The organism is Roseibium sp. MB-4, assembly GCF_053005265.1.
Genome location: NZ_JBRKQB010000002.1, coordinates 704494 through 721788 on the forward strand (window position 1 = coordinate 704494; position 17295 = coordinate 721788).

Annotated in this window: 15 protein-coding genes; 8 read left to right on the forward strand and 7 right to left on the reverse strand. The window is 56.5% G+C overall.

Translation table 11 applies throughout. From position 1 onward, the window contains the following. Positions 1–33: 33 nt before the first annotated feature. The gene (locus ACVDG4_RS14455) at positions 34–969 is read right to left on the reverse strand and encodes a LysR family transcriptional regulator (RefSeq protein ID WP_447235578.1); all 936 of its coding nucleotides are present in this window, start codon (positions 967–969) and stop codon (positions 34–36) included. A gap of 107 nt (positions 970–1076) precedes the next feature. Here ACVDG4_RS14455 and cuyA point away from each other — a divergent pair, with 107 nt between their 5' ends. The 5 genes from cuyA to ACVDG4_RS14480 all read left to right on the forward strand — a co-directional run bounded on the left by cuyA (position 1077) and on the right by ACVDG4_RS14480 (position 6573). Then, positions 1077–2120 (forward strand): D-cysteate sulfo-lyase, encoded by a 1044-nt coding sequence (cuyA, locus tag ACVDG4_RS14460; protein ID WP_447235579.1) that lies wholly within the window; start codon positions 1077–1079, stop codon positions 2118–2120. A gap of 68 nt (positions 2121–2188) precedes the next feature. After that, positions 2189–3154 (forward strand): ABC transporter substrate-binding protein, encoded by a 966-nt coding sequence (locus ACVDG4_RS14465; RefSeq protein WP_447235580.1) that lies wholly within the window; start codon positions 2189–2191, stop codon positions 3152–3154. A 94-nt stretch (positions 3155–3248) separates the two neighbouring features. After that, the gene (locus tag ACVDG4_RS14470; protein ID WP_447235581.1) at positions 3249–4304 is read left to right on the forward strand and encodes a quaternary amine ABC transporter ATP-binding protein; all 1056 of its coding nucleotides are present in this window, start codon (positions 3249–3251) and stop codon (positions 4302–4304) included. Next, entirely contained in the window at positions 4301–5842 is a 1542-nt protein-coding gene (locus ACVDG4_RS14475) for an ABC transporter permease subunit (protein WP_306147395.1), read from the forward strand. Before ACVDG4_RS14470 ends, ACVDG4_RS14475 begins: the two co-directional genes overlap by 4 nt. After that, positions 5839–6573 carry an alpha/beta fold hydrolase gene (locus tag ACVDG4_RS14480; RefSeq protein WP_447235582.1) on the forward strand — a complete coding sequence of 245 codons (735 nt, stop codon included), beginning with the start codon at positions 5839–5841 and terminating at the stop codon, positions 6571–6573. The genes ACVDG4_RS14475 and ACVDG4_RS14480 overlap by 4 nt, the downstream gene beginning before the upstream one ends. Positions 6574–6845: 272 nt before the next feature. On the opposite strand, the gene ACVDG4_RS14485 is transcribed toward ACVDG4_RS14480, so the two are convergent. The 3 genes from ACVDG4_RS14485 to ACVDG4_RS14495 form a co-directional block, all read right to left on the reverse strand. Beyond that, positions 6846–7604 carry an ATP-binding cassette domain-containing protein gene (locus ACVDG4_RS14485; RefSeq protein ID WP_371932249.1) on the reverse strand — a complete coding sequence of 253 codons (759 nt, stop codon included), beginning with the start codon at positions 7602–7604 and terminating at the stop codon, positions 6846–6848. A 31-nt stretch (positions 7605–7635) separates the two neighbouring features. Then, on the reverse strand, positions 7636–8757 hold the full coding sequence (locus ACVDG4_RS14490) for an ABC transporter permease (protein ID WP_447235583.1): 1122 nt from the start codon (positions 8755–8757) through the stop codon (positions 7636–7638). Between the two features lie 80 nt (positions 8758–8837). Continuing rightward, positions 8838–9788, reverse strand: a complete 951-nt coding sequence (locus tag ACVDG4_RS14495) for a sugar ABC transporter substrate-binding protein (RefSeq protein WP_209174433.1) — start codon at positions 9786–9788, stop codon at positions 8838–8840. A 184-nt stretch (positions 9789–9972) separates the two neighbouring features. On the opposite strand from ACVDG4_RS14495, the gene ACVDG4_RS14500 reads away from it, so the two are divergent. Next, positions 9973–10974 carry a LacI family DNA-binding transcriptional regulator gene (locus ACVDG4_RS14500; protein WP_306147399.1) on the forward strand — a complete coding sequence of 334 codons (1002 nt, stop codon included), beginning with the start codon at positions 9973–9975 and terminating at the stop codon, positions 10972–10974. Between the two features lie 40 nt (positions 10975–11014). Here the strand turns inward: ACVDG4_RS14500 and ACVDG4_RS14505 are convergent, their stop codons facing one another. The 3 genes from ACVDG4_RS14505 to ACVDG4_RS14515 are packed head-to-tail and all read right to left on the reverse strand — an operon-like array spanning position 11015 to position 14206. Further along, positions 11015–12172 carry a Gfo/Idh/MocA family protein gene (locus tag ACVDG4_RS14505; RefSeq protein WP_447235584.1) on the reverse strand — a complete coding sequence of 386 codons (1158 nt, stop codon included), beginning with the start codon at positions 12170–12172 and terminating at the stop codon, positions 11015–11017. Positions 12173–12183: 11 nt separating this feature from the next. Further along, positions 12184–13077, reverse strand: coding sequence for a TIM barrel protein (locus ACVDG4_RS14510; protein ID WP_447235585.1), 894 nt, complete (start codon positions 13075–13077; stop codon positions 12184–12186). A 25-nt stretch (positions 13078–13102) separates the two neighbouring features. Beyond that, positions 13103–14206: a Gfo/Idh/MocA family protein gene (locus ACVDG4_RS14515; RefSeq protein WP_447235586.1), complete on the reverse strand. Its 1104-nt coding sequence runs from the start codon at positions 14204–14206 to the stop codon at positions 13103–13105. 143 nt (positions 14207–14349) lie between these two features. On the opposite strand from ACVDG4_RS14515, the gene iolD reads away from it, so the two are divergent. Continuing rightward, positions 14350–16215: a 3D-(3,5/4)-trihydroxycyclohexane-1,2-dione acylhydrolase (decyclizing) gene (iolD, locus tag ACVDG4_RS14520; RefSeq protein ID WP_447235587.1), complete on the forward strand. Its 1866-nt coding sequence runs from the start codon at positions 14350–14352 to the stop codon at positions 16213–16215. Continuing rightward, on the forward strand, positions 16212–17201 hold the full coding sequence (gene iolC, locus ACVDG4_RS14525; RefSeq protein ID WP_447235588.1) for a 5-dehydro-2-deoxygluconokinase: 990 nt from the start codon (positions 16212–16214) through the stop codon (positions 17199–17201). The genes iolD and iolC overlap by 4 nt, the downstream gene beginning before the upstream one ends. The last annotated feature ends 94 nt before the right edge of the window (positions 17202–17295 follow it).

Sequence of the window (17295 nt, forward strand, 5' to 3'; positions counted from 1 at the left end):
TCTGTAGACATAAGAAGTGGCTGCAAGAGGCCACTACATAATCGGATGTCGCGTCTCCAAAAAAGACCATATTGAGCGGGTCAGTCGATTGGTGTGCTTGTCATTCCGGAACAACGTGATGTCCAATGGAACAGACCATTCAGGCCGCCCAGTCTGCACCAGTGCTCCGGACCGGATATCCTGCGCGACAAGGGTTTCAGGCAACCAGGCGACACCCATCCCGTCGCGCGCGCGGATCCTTAAGGCGCCCGCCATGGCGTTTTCATAAACGACCCGCAACCGGTCCTGGATTTTTTCTTGCTGGAACAGAGACCCAAGATGCTGGCCGATTGGCGCCTCGTCACCAAAGCGTAGAAACGGCAATTCTAAAAGGCCTGAATTCAGATCGAAGAGCGGGGCACCGTCAGGCGTCGGTTTCGACACTGGGATCAACGTGTCCTGACCGATTTTCAGAGTCTCAAGCGGCAGTGCGTTGCTGCGTGCCATTCGGCGGCCAGTGTAACAATAGCGGACGTGCGCACTCTCATAAGCGATTACAAAATCGACATCGCCATTTTGCAGATCCCGCAGGCAGTTTGGCAAATCGTCCGCCCGAAGGCGTGACATGATAGGACCATAGGTTTCCTCAAAACTCTGCAGCCAAGTAGGATAAAACCTCCATCCGATAGAATGCTGGGCGCCGAAAGTCACGACATACTTGTCAGGCAAGGACTGGGCCTCAAGCAACTGGCTCCGTTCGTGCTCGACCCGGTCCAGCGCCTGTGTGCCCGCTTCCAGCATTTGCAAGCCAGCCGGTGTTAGGCGTACAGGCTGACGGGATCTATCGACCAATGTCACGCCGACCCAGGCTTCAAGCGAACGAATGCGTCGGCTGAATGCTGACTGACTCAGATTGCACAGTTGTGCGGCCTGGGAGAAGTTACCGGTCTGGCTCAGGCGAAGAAGGTCCCGGAAAAGATAGAGATCCATACCGGGACCATGCAAAAATTGCATAATGTAATGCAACCATAAAATTGGACGACCACTTTTTATTGCCTCATTCTTGGTCGTGAGGAAAAACTAAGCAGGTCGAGCCAATGTCCGTTGCAACAATAGATTTCAAGACCAAGCCACGTATTGATTTTGAGCCGTTTCCACGCATTAGCCTATGCCACCAACCAACGCCGATTGAGGAGATGCCACGCCTAACGGCTCATCTGAATGGTCCCAAACTGTTCATCAAACGAGATGATTGCACCGGACTTGCAACAGGGGGCAACAAAACCCGCAAGCTCGAGTTCTTGATGGGAGATGCTCTCCGTGTAGACGCCGATATGGTCGTTACTCAAGGTGCCGTCCAATCCAATCATGTCCGCCAAACCGCTGCCGCCGCGTGCCGATTGGGCCTGGATTGCCACGTTCTTTTGGAGCGCCGTGTCCCAGACCGGGATCCCGCCTACGAGGAGACAGGGAATGTCTTTCTCGACAAGCTGTTTGGCGTCACCTACGAGTTTCGCCCTGATGGCCTTGACATGAACGCGGAAGCGGAGGCTGTCACGGAGCGTCTGCGTGCGAAAGGTCGGCGACCTTACTTCATCCCCGGTGGAGGATCGAATGCAATCGGCGCTCTGGGTTATGCCAGCTGCGCCCAGGAAATCGCGGACCAGTGCGCAGAAACGGGCCAAGCCTTTCAATGGCTGGTCATGGGCACGGGAAGCTCAGGCACACAAGCCGGCCTGGTCGCAGGATTTCACATTCTGGGATACGACCTCCCCGTTATGGGTATCAGTGTTCGCCAGCCACACGAGCGGCAAGTCACTGCCGTGCATGCCACAACGGAAAAAACACTCGAAAAACTGGGCGGCACCTCCATCGAAAAAGAGAAAATCCTCGTCGATGATGGGTACGTCGGAGAAGGCTACGGCCTGCCAGCAGAAACCACCCTTGAAGCCATTCACCTGACCGCGCGGCAGGAAGGGATCCTTCTGGACCCGGTCTATTCGGCCAAGGGCATGGCCGGCCTGATCGGTCTCATCAGGCAGGGCTTCTTTTCGCCTGATGACAACGTCCTTTTTTTGCATACGGGAGGATCAACATCCCTGTTTGCCTATGAAGATCAGATACTTGGGAGTATGGGATAACCGGGAAACCGGAGCCCGATGAACAAAAAGCCGCAAAGTACCGGCACCTTTCACCAGAGGAGTTGAACATGAACACGAGTTTGAAAAGCATCACGTTGGCCACGGCAATCAGCGTCATGACGCTGCCCGCATTTGCAGCCGAGGAAGTAAAGATTGGTGTCCCGAGCTGGACCGGTGCTCAAGCGATAGCGCACCTTTTGGGCGCTGTGGTGGAGATGCGGATTGGCGGTAAGGCTGAAATGGTCCCAGGCAACAATGCGACCATTTTCCAGGCTATGGACCAGGGCAAAGGAGACATTGACGTTCACCCGGATGTCTGGCTGCCAAATCAGGAGAGCTTTACCAAGAAATATGTCGATGAAGCGGGAACGGTGACCCTTTCTTCAAACCCTTACGAAGGCAATCAGGGCTTCTGCGTTTCCAAGGATTTTGGTGAGGCCAACAACATCACGGATATTGCCGACCTTGGCCGCCCAGACGTTGCAGTAATGATGGACAGTGATGGCAACGGCAAGGGAGAAATGTGGATCGGCGCGCCCGGCTGGGCTTCTGCGAATGTGAATGAAGTCAAGGTGCGCGACTATGGCCTGATGGATTTCATCGAGCCGATCCGAGCAGAAGAGAGCGTCAAGACTGCACGGGTCAAGGACTCCATTGCAAAGGGCGAAGGCTATGCTTTCTATTGCTATAAGCCACACGCCATCTGGTACATGTTTGACGTCAAGATGCTGACAGAGCCGGCTTACGACCCGGCGAAATATGTCATGGTTCAACCCTCCGATGATGCGGACTGGTTCAGCAAGTCGAATGTGGCCACCAAAGATGCCTTGAAGAAGGTCCAAATTGCCTGGTCGAACTCCCTAGCGGACAGATCCCCGGCGATAGCCGAGTTTTTTGCGAATTTTTCGTTGAATGCCGACGATGTCAGCAATTTCGCATACGAGATCAGCGGCAAGGGCCGGGAGCCAGCAGAAGTTGCTAAGGAGTGGGTCGAGGCAAACCCGGACCGGGTTGATGAATGGCTGGGTCTTTGAACCGCCAAGCTTGATATTCATGGTGCCGGCTCAGCCGGCACCATCAGCTTTCTAGCATCGCAATTGGCGTCAACAATTCAGGACCTGACAAGATATGAACGGCGACACCGTCATTGAAATCTCCAATGTCTGGAAAATCTTCGGCGCGAACTCGGACGCTGCCTTGTCCGCGGTTCGCGATGACGGATTGTCCAAAGCCGAGGTTTTGGATCGGTGGAACGCGGTTGTGGGTGTCGCGGATGTCAGCCTGTCGGTCAATCGGGGTGAGATTTTCTGCATCATGGGTTTGTCAGGCAGCGGCAAGTCAACCTTGGTTCGGCACTTCAATCGCCTTCTGGAACCGACCGATGGGAAAATACTGATCGAGGGAACAGATGTCGTCGGGCTTGGACCGACAGACCTGCAGTCGTTCCGTAACCGGAAGATCGGCATGGTTTTTCAAAACTTTGCCCTGATGCCGCACCGCTCAGTACTCGATAATGTTGCCATGCCGCTTGAAATCCGCGGTGTTCCCAAGAACGAGCGGATGCGCCAAGCAGCTTCCTTTCTTGATATCGTCGAGCTCGGCGCCTGGGGCGCAAAATATGCCCATGAGCTCTCAGGAGGAATGCAACAGCGGGTAGGACTGGCGCGGGCCCTGGCAGCAAATCCGGATGTGCTTCTGATGGATGAGCCGTTCAGTGCCCTGGATCCACTTATCCGGCGGCAACTGCAAGACGAATTCATCCGGCTGAGCAAGATCTTGAAGAAAACGACGGTGTTCATCACCCATGACTTGGATGAAGCCGTGCGCATCGGGGACCGAATTGCGATCATGCGGGACGGCCGCGTCGTGCAAATGGGCACAGCCGAGGACATTGTGATGCATCCGGCCGATGATTATGTGGCCGACTTTGTCGCCGGCATTTCAAGGCTCAAGGTGGTCCGTGCGCACGCTGTAATGCGGCCAATCTCTGAATACGAAACCGACCATGGGTCGGTACCGGAAGGCGCGCCGCGCGTTGATGAGGGAGAAACTCTCAGTACGCTGATCAACATGGCTATCGATACGGGCGATGCCATTCTGGTTGAGGACCAAGGCACACTTGTTGGGGTAATCACACGAGCCGACATTTTGAGGACGGTGATCGAGGGGACGGAGGTATCATGATGGATCAGCTCAACACCTCGATAGAAGATGCCGAAGCCGAAGCGGCCCGGATCTACGATGAAGAACGGCGACAGAACATTGCCAAGTTCGTCCGCACCAACCCTGACTACTACATAGAGAATTTCAACCGGATCGGCGCCCGATCCCGCTTCACTCCGACCCTGAACCTCATGGCGGGGCTGTTTGGCCCGGTCTGGTTTGGCGCTCGCGGGCTGTGGTCCTGGGCGCTGCCCTTTCTGATCCTTGAAACGGTTGCGATCGTTCAAATCGCGCGGGGACTCTTCGGAGACCTTGCCGCCGAAGCGATGGCACGGATCGCGTCTATCGAGGGCACGCTGGAACTGCGCCGCAAACAGCTTGCCGCAGCGATTGAAAGCGGATCTGACAAGGTGGAGGTCTATCAGCGCACTGTCGCGTCTCTGGAAGCCAACATCGGCGGCATTCGGGCAGAAGCCCAAGCACTCGCCGACCAGGGGATCTGGATCGCCCTTGCAGGCGTGGTACTTCTCATTCTGGTGAAGGCCGTCGAAGCCGTGGTCGCGAACTCGGCTTTAGAGTCCAGGTTTTCCGAATGGTTGTCTGACAGTACGATCCGGTCCGGGATGCCCGGCTCGCAGATCGCGTTCAGCGCTGTCTTTATGTTTGTCATCGTGCTGGCGTCTGTCCTGCACTACAGTTTTCCGGATCGCTTTTCACTTTTGTCCGCCTTCCCGACCGACCCGGATATTCGTCTTGTCAGCATTGATGCCGTGGAAAGGTTCTTTGCCTTTTGTGTTGCTAACGGGGAGGCCCTCTTTGACGCCATCACCTATGGAATTCGGCTTTTGCTTGACACTCTCGAGCTTGTCTTTGTCAGCACGCCCTGGATTGTAGTCGCAAGCCTGATCATTCTATTGACATGGCTCACAGCGGGCGTCCGCACCGCCATCTGGTCCGGCGCGTTCCTCGCCTACATGGGCCTCCTCGGATTTTGGGACAAGGCGATGACCACACTGGCCTTGCTCGGCACTGCGGCCTGCCTGTCGATTGCGATCGGGATCCCGCTCGGGATGTTCGCAGCGCGCCGACCACGGTTTTATGCCGTGATCCAGCCGATCATGGATTTCATGCAGACGATGCCAGCCTTTGTTTTCATGATCCCGGTAATCGCTTTCTTTGGAACAGGCAAACCGGCGGCCGTCGTCACCACCATGATCTTCGGCGGCACGCCAGTTGTGCGTTTGACCGTACTGGGTCTGCGCGGCGTTCCGGAGAGTGTGCGAGAGGCGGCGATAGCCTTTGGTGCTAACAAGTGGTACTTGCTGACGAAAGTGGACCTTCCCTTGGCAAGCCCCTCGATCCGGGCCGGCATCAACCAGACGATCATGCTGTCCTTGGCCATGGTGGTGGTTGCGTCTCTAATCGGCGCCAAGGGTCTTGGTGAAGACGTTCTGGAAGCGTTGCAATACGCAAACGTCGGGCAAGGTATTTTGGCCGGTTTCTCCATCCTGTTTTGCGCCATGATCCTGGACCGCATTGTACAAGGGGCCCGCAAGTGATCCCGTTGGTTCTGGTCCATGGCTTCATGGGCGGGAGTGATCAATGGAAACCGCAGTCCCCTTTGAAGAACACGGTTCCGTTGATCACAGTCGATCTTCCCGGTTTCGGTAAAAACGCGCACCTGGCCCCAATAAACTCCATTGAGACATTGGCGCGCTGGGTTCTGAACGAGCTGACGGACCAGGGCGTCGAGCGCTTTCTACTTCTTGGGCATTCCATGGGAGGCATGGTGGTTCAGGATATGATCCGGCAGGCGCCAGATCGCGTGGCGCGGTTGGTGCTTTACAGCACCGGCGCCCTTGGTCTATTGCCGGGCCGGTTTGAGCCGATCGAAACGTCCATGCAACGGGCGAAAGTCGACGGCGCCAAAGCAACGGCGCGCCGAATTGCTGCGACCTGGTTCCTGCACCGCGAAAATGCCAAAGCCTATCCCGCGTGCGCAGCAATCGCCGAATGCAGCAGCCCTGACGCAATCCAGGCAGGCCTTGAAGCCATGCGGGACTGGTCAGGAGTTGATTTTCTAAGCTTCATAAGAGCCCCGACATTGATCATCTGGGGTGATCAGGACCATACCTATCCCTGGCCGCAAATACAGACCCTTTGGCAATCAGTCCCCGAAAGCAGTCTGGCTGTCATTCCCGGCTGCGCTCACGCTGTTCATCTTGAGGAACCCCAAATTTTTAATCACCTCCTGGAGCGGTTCATTTATGAGGACGACCAAATTGATTGAAACATCGATTGGTTTTGAGCCTGAATTCTCCACTGCCCCGTAAAAAAGCGCCCGCCGCCGTTCGCAGCCCGTCCGATACCTCTTCTTATCATGAACTTGAATGAACAGAATGATCAGAATGAACTCGAAGATTACGATCAACGGCACATGCGGAGCCTGGACAAGATACTGAAAACACGACGAGCTTGTGCCAGTTGCCTTTCACTCATATCTACAGGGACAGTAGTGACTCCTAGAAAGATCGCCCCGGTCGGTCACCGGGACTGCCTCTACTACACTGTTCCCCCTAAAGAATCCTCCAAAGCAACCAGTTCTTGCCCGCCAGCCATCATGTCCTGGAGTTCATCCGGGGTGATCTGGCCGCGTTGTGCCGTTCCCAGCGTTTGACCGCGGTTCAGCACCGTGAACCGGTCTCCAACGGCAAGCGCATGGCGGACGTTGTGGGTGATGAAAACAACCGCGATGTCCTGTTTACGCACCTTGTCGATGGTCGCAAGGACATTTGCCGTCTGACGGACACCCAGCGCTGACGTTGGCTCATCAAGGATCAGGACCTTGGCTCCGAAATGAACTGCGCGCGCGATGGCAACGGTCTGGCGTTCACCTCCGGACAAGGTTCCAACTGCCTGATCCGGACCGCGCAGATTGATGCCCATCTTGCGCATCTCCTCCATCGTCACCCGGTTCGCGTAGTCGTGATCGAAAAGCTTCAGCGGACCGAGGCGGCGGATCGGCTCATTGCCCATAAAGAAATTCCGGCTGACAGACATCAGCGGGATCATCGCGAGATCCTGATACACGGTCGCAATACCGGCCGAGATTGCATCTCTAGGATCGGCAAAATGCATCGGCCGTCCCTCAAAGAGGATTTCCCCTTTTGTCGGCTTGTGAACACCGGACATGGTCTTGATGAAGGTCGACTTGCCAGCACCGTTGTCGCCGAGTAGGCAATGGCACTCGCCCGGATAAATGTCGACCGAAACGCCAGCCAACGCGATCACCGAACCGAAATGCTTCTCGATTCCCTGCATTTGAATAATGGGAGCGTGCGTGGACGTCATCTTACCTCTCCCCTGTGATGATGCGGCGGATGTAGGTGTTCAAGATCACGGCAAAGAGCAGAATCACACCAAGAAACACCCTGAAAAGCGAACTTTCTACGCCTGCAAAGAAGAGCCCTTGCTGGACCACGCCGAAAATCAAGGCGCCCAACGCTGCACCGATCACCGACCCGTACCCACCGGTGAGGAGTGCGCCACCAATCACGACTGCAATGATGGCCTCAAATTCCTTTAGTAGGCCGCGGTCAGCCCCGGCCGACCCGAATTCCATAACCTGGCACGTTGCAAAGACAGTGGCGCAAAATGCCGTGAACATAAACATCAGGATTTTGACGCGGTTGACCGGAACGCCCACATAGCGCGCTGCTTGCGCATCGCCGCCCGCTGCAAAGATCCAGTTTCCAAATTGGGTGCGGGTCAAAATAATGTGGCCAACGATGACCAATGCGATCGCCCAGACGATCAGCATTGGGATGCCTTCGACCACCGGCTGCCCAGCGCGCGAGCCGCGCTCAAACACATCGATGATGCCAGCGTCGCCCATCCAAGCGAATAAACCAGTCAAGATCTTGCCGCCGAACAAGGCTGCGAACCAGTCGCCCTCGGCCGCACGGTCGACCCCGCCGATGATGGTTTTGCGCTCGATGATTTGCGGCAGATAGATGGTGAAGCCGCGTAGGATAAACAGGAATGCAAGTGTTACGATAAAGCTCGGCAGTCCGGTGCGTACCACGATGTAACCGTTCAACGCTCCGATCGCGAGCGCCATGACAAAGGTGGCAAGGATCGCCTGCCAAACAGGCCACTCGAGCGTCACTGTAAAGATGGCGATCATCATGCCGGAAAAGCCGATCATAGATCCGACCGACAGATCAAACTCGCCTGCAATCATCAAAAGACAGGCGCCAACGGCAATGATCATGAATTGCGCGGAAACGGTTGACCAGTTCATCACCCCTTGAGCGCTGAACATGCCGCTGTCGCCGGCGAAAATAAGAAACAAGGCAAATACGATTATCGTGCCGCAAATCCCGCCGAGTTCCGGGCGGATAAGGGCTTTTTGCAAGCTGGATTGCTGCTTTACCCGCTCATCAGCAGTCGCTGCCACGTTGGCCTCGGTCATGTGGCCCTCCCCGGCTCAATTTTTTGATTTGTTATTCGTGAAAAAGGGCGGCGCAATGCGCCACCCTATACCTACGGAAATCAGCGGTATTCGCCCGCAAATTTCTCAACGAGGGTCAGCCCGTCCTTGGTCACGAAACCAGGGCCGGAGTTGATGTTGTTGCCCGGCAGAACGCCATAGCGATGGTAATTGGTCAGGACCACGACCGGCAGGTAAGCCTGCAGGAAAGGTTGCTGATCGATCCCCCAGTTGATGACACCACTTTTGATGCCCTCAACAATGTTCTCACCAAGGTCAAACGTACCGAAGTAGATGTCGCCGGCCATGCCGTTCTCATCCAGCGCCAGCAAGGTCGGATCTGCACTGGTCGGACCAAGCGTCAAAACGGCATCGGTATCCGGGTTAGCATTGAGGTAAGCGAGAACACGGTTCTTGATTTCAGCCGGATCCTGGCCGCTGTCGATCATTTGATCACCCAGCTCCACACCAAGTCCGTCCGCAAAACCCTGGCAGCGCTCTGTCGAAGACGGCGAGCTGATGTAGTGGTTCACACACAGGAAGCTTGTAACGCCATCTCCCTTGGCGCGCAGGCCCGCTGCATGGCCGGCGTCATATTCCGGTTGACCGACATACATCAAGGCTCCGACTTCGCGGGCCTGGTCCGGTGTACCGGAATTCATGATGATGACATCAATGCCGGATGCCACAGCATCCTTGATTGGCCCGGACAAAACGTCCGGATCGGACAATGTCGTGATGATACCATTCGGCCCTGAAGCCGCGGCTTGCTCGATAATGCGTGCCATGTCCGCAAGGTCACCGGTCGGTGGATTACGGTACTCGACGTCAACACCCATCTGGTCACCGGCAAGGGCGATACCGTTCTTGATGGTGTTCCACCAGCTATCGCTGTCCGGCGCGTGGCTTACGAGAATATATTTCTCACCTTCGGCTGATGCGACTTGAGCCCCGGCAAGCGGAGCAGCAATGACCGCTGCGGCAAGCAGCAGCGACTTAAGGGTAGATTTCATTCCTTCCTCCCAAGGATTGCCATTTTCATGGTCAAAGAGCGGCTTGAAGCCCTCTCTCATTATCAGAAAAACATGATCCGACCCATTTTGCAACCGGTTGCAAAATGGAAATCGAAAATTCATACTGATCGCTGAGGCCTGTTGAGGTAAGACACCTAATCTAACTGTTTGGATTGATGGACCGATGACCGTTACCTTGAAAGAAGTTGCCGAACTTGCAGGCGTGTCACGCTCTGCGGTATCGCGCACCTTCACTGACGGCGCATCCGTTTCAGACAAGACCCGTCGCAAAGTTGAGAAAGCGGCCACAAAGCTTGGCTATACGCCGAACATTCTGGCCCGTGGACTGACCACCAGACGCACAAAACTAATCGGCCTGGTTTCCAACAACTTTCACAATCCGATCTTTCTGGAAGTCTTCGACCAGTTTACGCGCAAGCTTCAGGGCGTGGGGTTGCGGCCGCTTCTGGTAAATCTGTCCGATGAGACCGACCCGGAAGCATCCGTGCGCATGCTCCGGCAATACTCCGTCGACGGCGTGGTTGTTGCCTCGTCCACCCTGCCGCCAGGGTTTTCTAAAGCTTTCAAGGATGCCGGAGTGCCTGTGGTGAACAGCTTCGGACGATATTCGACCGCGCCTGAATTCCACGTGGTCGGCATCGACAACGTGGAATGCGGCCGGATGGCGGCGCTGGAACTCGCCAAACGTGGCTACAAGCATGTCGCGTTTCTCGGCGGTCCAGACACGGCAACATCTACGCAGGACAGATTCAAAGGTTTCTCCGAAGAGATTTCCCGGCATCCAGACATGGAAATGACGGTGAGCTACGCGAAGGCCTATTCCTTTGAGGCAGGCCGGGAGGAAATGCAGCGCCTTCTTGATATCCGTCCACTCGCCGAAGCCTATTTTTGCGGCGATGATGTTCTGTCGATTGGGGTCTTGAGCGCAATTGAGGATGCTGGCCTGAATGTTCCCGGCGATATCGGCATCATTGGCCTGAACGACATGGAAATGGCAGGTTGGCAGAACATCAATCTGACGACGATCCGCCAACCGGTTCAACAAATCATCAATTCCTCTGTGGAACTGATTGTCTCAATGCTTGAAGACCCGGCCAGGTATCCGGAAGCCCGGCTGTTCCCTTGCGAAGTGATCGAACGCGGCACACTGCGCCCGGTGTCCTAACTGTATAAAACCGGACGCAAGAAACGCAGGCATCGCAGGCTTACCTGAACATGGGCGGGCGCGCGTCCACCCAAACGCCCTCCCGTTTTCCGCTGTCCGCGACCGCAAAAACCGCAGCCATTGAACGCAGACCATCTTCGGCCCGCGGGTACAGATCTGCTGCCGGATCCATCGGCCTGCCATCCTTACGCGACTGAATGGCTTCGGCGAGATCCGTGTAAATGTTGGCGAATGCCAGCGGCATGCCTTCCGCATGCCCGATCGTGACCCGCGATGTCCGGTCGGCCTCGGGTGACAATCCCCCTTCTCCCCGCTCAATGATCTCTAAACGACCGTTGAGCGGCATCCAGTAGAGCTGGTTAGGCTGCTCCTGGGACCACCGCAACCCACCCGTTTCGCCAAAGATCTGAAGGGCCAGTCCGTGTTGCCGGCCAATCGCGACAGAGGACGTCCAGAGCCGGCCAACCGCTCCGCCGTCCATTCGGAAGTTCACCATGGCATCATCTTCAAGCTCACGGCTAGAAATGCAGGACACAGTGTCCGCGGACAAGCGCTCGACTTCCTGCCCCGTCACAAACGACGCCATGTGAAGCGCATGAATGCCGCAATCGGCGAATTGCGCCGAAACCCCGGCCTGGGCCGGGTCATACCGCCACCGGACGCGCGGGTTGTCAGCATCGGCCGCGTCAGCGTGGTGCCCGTGTGCAAATTCCGCCTTGACCAGACGGATTTTTCCAAGATCGCCGCGCGCAACCATCGCCTTCATGTGCCGGACCAGTGAATAGCCGGTATAGCCGTAGTTGACCGCACAGATGTTCCCGGCTTCCCTAGAAATCCGGACGATTTCTTCGCCCTCCTCGACCGTCATGGTCATCGGCTTTTCGCAAAGGACATGAAACCCATTTTCAAGGAAAGCCTTGGTGATTTCGAAATGGGTTGCGTTCGGTGTAGCCACTGTGACCAGATCGACCCGATCCTCTCGCCCCATTTCGCCGTCCAGCATTTCCCGCCAGTCACCATAGGCACGATCAGCCGCCAAACCCAACCGTTGGCCATATTCGCGGCCCGCTTCAGGCCGGTGATCCAGCGCACCTGCAACAAAGGAAAACGCGCCATCAAGCCCGGCCCCAAGCCGATGCGCCGGCCCGATCTGGCTGCCTTCGCCGCCGCCAATCATGCCCCAATTCAATCGTGCCATTGGTCCTGCCTTTATTTGAAACCGATGGATTCCAGATATTCCCGGTTAGCCCGTGCATCGTCGATCGGCGACACATCGAGCGTCGGGTCACAGTCCTGTTCTACCGTGCACCATCCCTGGAACCCGTTATCGAGAAGGATCTGCCGCACCTTTGGAAAGTCGACATCTCCGTCGCCGAGATTGCAGAAGATGCCTTGTCCGCAGGCATCGTAGAAGCCTGTCCGTTTGGCGACCACATCGGCCTTAACTTTCGGGTCGATGTCCTTGAAGTGCATGTAGGAGATCCGCCCGATGTTGCGTTCCATGAACGCGACAGGGTCAAACCCGGCATAAGAATGGTGGCCGGTGTCAAAACAAATCTTCAGATACTTCTCATCGACCTCGCCCAACAGCCGTTCAAGTTCCGGCTCGAAGTCCATGAAACCAGCCGCGTGCGCATGAATCCCGACGGTCAGGCCATAGTCTTCGGTGCCTATTTTGGCCGCCTCTGCAATACGGTCCCGATAAGCGACCCATTCGGAGGCATCCATCTGTTCAGCTTCGTCAGGTCGTCCAGCCGTCGGGGCGCGACGCGGGGAAATGGAGTCGATCAGCACCATGTGCTGAGCGCCATGTGCCACCAAAGCCTTGGCCGTCCGGTGCGTTCCATCCAGAACGTTCTCCCAGGCATCCGGATCATGAAACGGCCGGAACACGACGCCGCCAATCAGCTCCAGGTCGTACTGCGCAAGGGCTTCCGAAAGGACTGCAGGGTCTTCAGGCATAAACCCGACCGGTCCAAGTTCAATGCCCTTGTATCCCGCTACCGAGCACTCCTCCAGCACTGCCTTCCAGGCCGGATTGCGTGGATCGTCAGGAAACTCAACGCCCCATGAACACGGCGCATTGCCAATTCTAATGCTCATCTTGCGAGCCTTTCAAACAGTGATCTTAAGTTGCTTTCAAGGGTTGCCAGCTTTTGGTCCGCGAGGATTCCATGGCCGCTTCCACAATGTGTTTAACGGCCAGACCATCCCGGAAGGTAGGCCATACCGATGCGCCCGAGTGGATCGCCTCCAGAAAATCCTTGGCTTCAATAATGATCTGGTCTTGATAGCCCGTGCCGTGCCCAGGACCTTGGCAAAAGGGTTCGTAATCAGGATGCGCAGGGCCCGTTAGGATCTTGCGGAATCCGCGGTCCGCTTCATTTTCATCCATGAGATACAGCCAGAGAGCATTCTGGTCTTCCTGATCAAAACGGATAGCGCCTTTTGTTCCTGTGATTTCGTAGGCGTATCCCATCTTCCGGCCAGTCGCGATCCGGCTGAAGTACATGTGTCCCATCGCTCCGTTTTCGAAGCGCGTCATCATCTGACCATGGTCGTCATTCGTTACCTTGCCGCCGGGACGATTTTCATGAACCCGTTCGATTTCCGCCATGACACTGCGCACCGGACCAACCAGCGCAAGCGCAGCGTTGATCATGTGGGGTGCGAGATCGCCCATGGTGCCGTTCGCATCACCCTCTGTGCGCCAGGACGCCGGAGCTTTCGGGTCAGCATAAAAATCCTCTGTATGCTCACCGCGAAACCATGTGATGTCGCCAATGACACCATCTGCGATAAGCTTGCGGGCGTATTGGCTCGCTGGCGTGCGGATATAGTTGTAGGCGACCATATTCACGCAGCCGCTTTCCTCCGCAGCTGCGACCATGGCCTCCGAGTCTTCCAGGCTTGCGCCCATTGGCTTTTCGCACAGGACCGGCTTGTTCAAGGCAAATGCAGCCTCGGCAATGTCCCGGTGGGTAGCTTGTGGGGACGCGATAACGATCGCCTCGACCCTTGGATTTTCGACGAGCTCTTGCCAATCGGCCGCAGCGCGGTTGAAGCCGAAGGCATCACGATACTTTTCAGCAGACGCGAGTGAACTTGCACCCACCATTTCAAGCCGCGGCCGCAACGCGGTGTTGAAAACAGCACCGACGGCAGACATGGCAACGGCATGCGCCTTGCCCATGTAGCCTCCGCCGAGGATACCGATCCCGATTTCCGCCATGCCTCACTCCCGTTTCCGGTTTTCGCTTTGCCTCTTTCGAAAAAGATTTGCAACCGGTTGCAAAATTTGTATCTTGAGAACCAACAACGCGCAAGCACCAATCGTATGCCTTGCAAGAAAACAAGTTACAGGGGGAGACCTGGATGAGCTCCAAGACGGTTCAGCTCACAACTGCACAGGCCATTGTCCGCTACCTGGCAAATCAGTTTATCGAAGTCGACGGCAAGGAAATACGAATTTGCGGCGGCGGCTTTGGCATTTTCGGCCATGGTAACGTGACCTGCCTTGGTGAGGCCCTTTACTATCATCAGGAAGAGCTACCCCTTTATCGTGGACAAAACGAGCAGAGCATGGGGTTTGCAGCAGCTGCTTATGCCAAACAGTGGCTGCGGCAGCGGTTCATGTTCTGCACGGCCAGTGCTGGCCCCGGCACGTCGAACCTTCTCAGTTCTGCCGCGCTGGCCCATGCAAACCGCTTGCCCATGCTGATGTTGTGCGGTGATGCCTTTCTCACCCGCCTGCCCGACCCGGTGCTGCAGCAGCTAGAGCACTTCAACAACCCGACACTTGGCGTCAATGATGCGTTTAAGGCGGTGACCCGCTATTGGGACCGGATCACGCATCCGGCACAGGTCATTCAGTCGCTCCCCGCCGCCCTTGCGACGATGCTGGACCCAGGAGACTGCGGCCCCGCGTTTCTCGGCCTTCCCCAGGATGTGCAAGGCTGGACCTATGACTATCCGGAAAGCTTCTTTGAACGGCGGGTACATCGCATCCGCCGGAGTTCCCCCGACGAGCGGGAAATTGCCGATGCGGCGGCACTGCTGAAAACGGCCAAGCGCCCGCTGATCATTGCCGGTGGCGGCGTCCAATACAGTGGCGCGGTCAAAGAACTCACGGCGTTTGCGGAAAAGCATCAGATTCCGGTGGTCGAAACCATTGCAGGCCGCGCCAATCTCCTGGCAACGCATCCCTTGAACGTCGGCCCGATTGGCGTGACAGGATCGAACAGCGCCAACAATCTGGCGGAACAGGCAGATGTCATTCTTGCGATTGGCACCCGCCTTCAGGATTTCACCACAGGATCCTGGACCGCTTTTGCCCACGAGGCCCGTTTCATTTCGATCAACGCAGCCCGCTATGACGCTGGCAAACACATGTCGATCCCTGTTGTCGGCGACGCAAAACTCGGACTTTTGGCCTTGGGTGAGGCTTGTGCGGACTACAAGACACCTTCGGACTGGACCGGGACTGCGGGTGAAGAACGGAAAGCCTGGGACGCATACGTTGCTGACAACGTGTCTTATGGCAATCGTCCAAACTCCTATGCCCAGGCAATTGGTGTGGTCAACGAACTCTGCGATCCCCGGGATCGCGTTGTTGCTGCGGCCGGCGGCCTGCCAGCAGAAGTGACGGCCAATTGGAGAACCCTCGACATCGGCACGGTTGATGTCGAATTTGGCTATTCCTGCATGGGATACGAGATTGCCGGTGGCTGGGGCGCACGCATTGCCCAGTCTGAGCGCGAACCGGACAAGGACACGATCGTCTTCACCGGCGACGGCTCTTATCTGCTGATGAACTCGGATATCTACTCATCTGTTTTGACCGGCAAAAAATTGATTGTTCTGGTGCTCGACAATGGCGGGTTTGCGGTAATCAACAAACTGCAAAACAACACAGGCAACGAAAGTTTCAACAATCTCATCGCGGATTGTCCAACCGTTTCAGAACCGTTTGCTGTCGATTTTGAGGCCCATGCCGCGTCGATGGGCGCGCACGCGGAAACGGTGTCCAATCCGGCTGAACTTGGGGAGGCCTTCAAGCGGGCCAAGGCGGCCGACAAGACCTACGTCATTTGCATGAAGGTTGATGCCTATGAAGGTTGGACAGCCGAAGGACATACTTGGTGGGAGGTTGGAACCCCGCATGTGACATCGAGCGACAAGGTCCGGGCTGCGCACGAGGACTGGGAGTCCACGCGTCCGAAACAGCGCCGGGGGGTATGATGCTTCTTGAAGCAATTGCCCGGAACAATTTCGTTGTGGTGGGACGCGCCGGGATCGACTTTTTCACCGATGCCGGGGTGCGGGCCGAAGATGCAGAGCGGCTCGGCGTCGGTCTCGGCGGATCTGCCGCCAATATAGGCGCTGGCATCTGCAAGCTTGGCGGTAAGGCTGCACTGGTGACCCGGGTCTCGGACGACAGCGTTGGCAGCTACTGCATTGGCCAGCTGAAGCACTACGGCGTCGATACGGAACATGTCACGCCTGTTGGCGGTGAATACCGCAACTCGCTTGCTTTCTACGAGTCTGTGGTCGAGGGGCACCGCAATGTCATCTACCGCAATGGCGCAGCCGACTTTCAGATGGATGAGCACGATGTTAGCCGCGTTGATTACGGAAAATATGGCGCGCTGATCACCGCCGGCACTGTCTTTGCGGCCGAGCCTTCGCGAAGCGCGACCTTCATGGCCTTTGACCTTGCCAAGGCAGCAAACCTGCCGCTGATCTTCGATGTCGATTACCGGCCCTACTCCTGGCCGTCGGCGGACGTCGCCGCCGATGTCCTGTCCCGCGCTGCCGCACAGTGCGACATGATTGTCGGCAATGACGAGGAATTCGGCTTCATGGCCGGAGACTATGACAAGGGACTGGAGAAAGCCCGGGAACTCGTGCGCACAACAGCCGAGCTGGTGATCTACAAGATGGGTGAAGCTGGAGCGATCACCATCACCCGCGATGGCGAGTTCAGAACCGGCATCTACCCCGTTGAAGCTCTCAAACCCAATGGCGCGGGCGACAGTTTCATGAGCGGCCTCATGACGTCCATCGCAGATGGTTTTGAGCTCAAGGAAGCAATTCTCCGCGGGTCCGCCTGTGCATCCATTGTTGTTGCCAAACCCGGTTGCGCTCCCGCAATGCCAGACAAAGCCGAACTGGAGGCCTTCTTGGCCTCGCATCCCGGCCCGACACAAGAGCGTCGGGTGTTTTAATGAAAACGCTCAAAGATGCTCGACCACTTTAAGTGCGATCAGGTTCAGGCGTGAATTCGATCCCGATTTCTCGCCCACTGATCCAGTCTGAAAG

Bases quoted from the DNA above. Each gene is read 5' to 3' on its own strand.
- ACVDG4_RS14455 (WP_447235578.1), bottom strand. From the start codon at position 969: ATGGATCTCTATCTTTTCCGGGACCTTCTTCGCCTGAGCCAGACCGGT.
- cuyA (WP_447235579.1), top strand. From the start codon at position 1,077: ATGTCCGTTGCAACAATAGATTTCAAGACCAAGCCACGTATTGATTTT.
- ACVDG4_RS14465 (WP_447235580.1), top strand. From the start codon at position 2,189: ATGAACACGAGTTTGAAAAGCATCACGTTGGCCACGGCAATCAGCGTC.
- ACVDG4_RS14470 (WP_447235581.1), top strand. From the start codon at position 3,249: ATGAACGGCGACACCGTCATTGAAATCTCCAATGTCTGGAAAATCTTC.
- ACVDG4_RS14475 (WP_306147395.1), top strand. From the start codon at position 4,301: ATGATGGATCAGCTCAACACCTCGATAGAAGATGCCGAAGCCGAAGCG.
- ACVDG4_RS14485 (WP_371932249.1), bottom strand. From the start codon at position 7,604: ATGCAGGGAATCGAGAAGCATTTCGGTTCGGTGATCGCGTTGGCTGGC.
- ACVDG4_RS14490 (WP_447235583.1), bottom strand. From the start codon at position 8,757: ATGACCGAGGCCAACGTGGCAGCGACTGCTGATGAGCGGGTAAAGCAG.
- ACVDG4_RS14495 (WP_209174433.1), bottom strand. From the start codon at position 9,788: ATGAAATCTACCCTTAAGTCGCTGCTGCTTGCCGCAGCGGTCATTGCT.
- ACVDG4_RS14500 (WP_306147399.1), top strand. From the start codon at position 9,973: ATGACCGTTACCTTGAAAGAAGTTGCCGAACTTGCAGGCGTGTCACGC.
- ACVDG4_RS14505 (WP_447235584.1), bottom strand. From the start codon at position 12,172: ATGGCACGATTGAATTGGGGCATGATTGGCGGCGGCGAAGGCAGCCAG.
- ACVDG4_RS14510 (WP_447235585.1), bottom strand. From the start codon at position 13,077: ATGAGCATTAGAATTGGCAATGCGCCGTGTTCATGGGGCGTTGAGTTT.
- ACVDG4_RS14515 (WP_447235586.1), bottom strand. From the start codon at position 14,206: ATGGCGGAAATCGGGATCGGTATCCTCGGCGGAGGCTACATGGGCAAG.
- iolD (WP_447235587.1), top strand. From the start codon at position 14,350: ATGAGCTCCAAGACGGTTCAGCTCACAACTGCACAGGCCATTGTCCGC.
- iolC (WP_447235588.1), top strand. From the start codon at position 16,212: ATGATGCTTCTTGAAGCAATTGCCCGGAACAATTTCGTTGTGGTGGGA.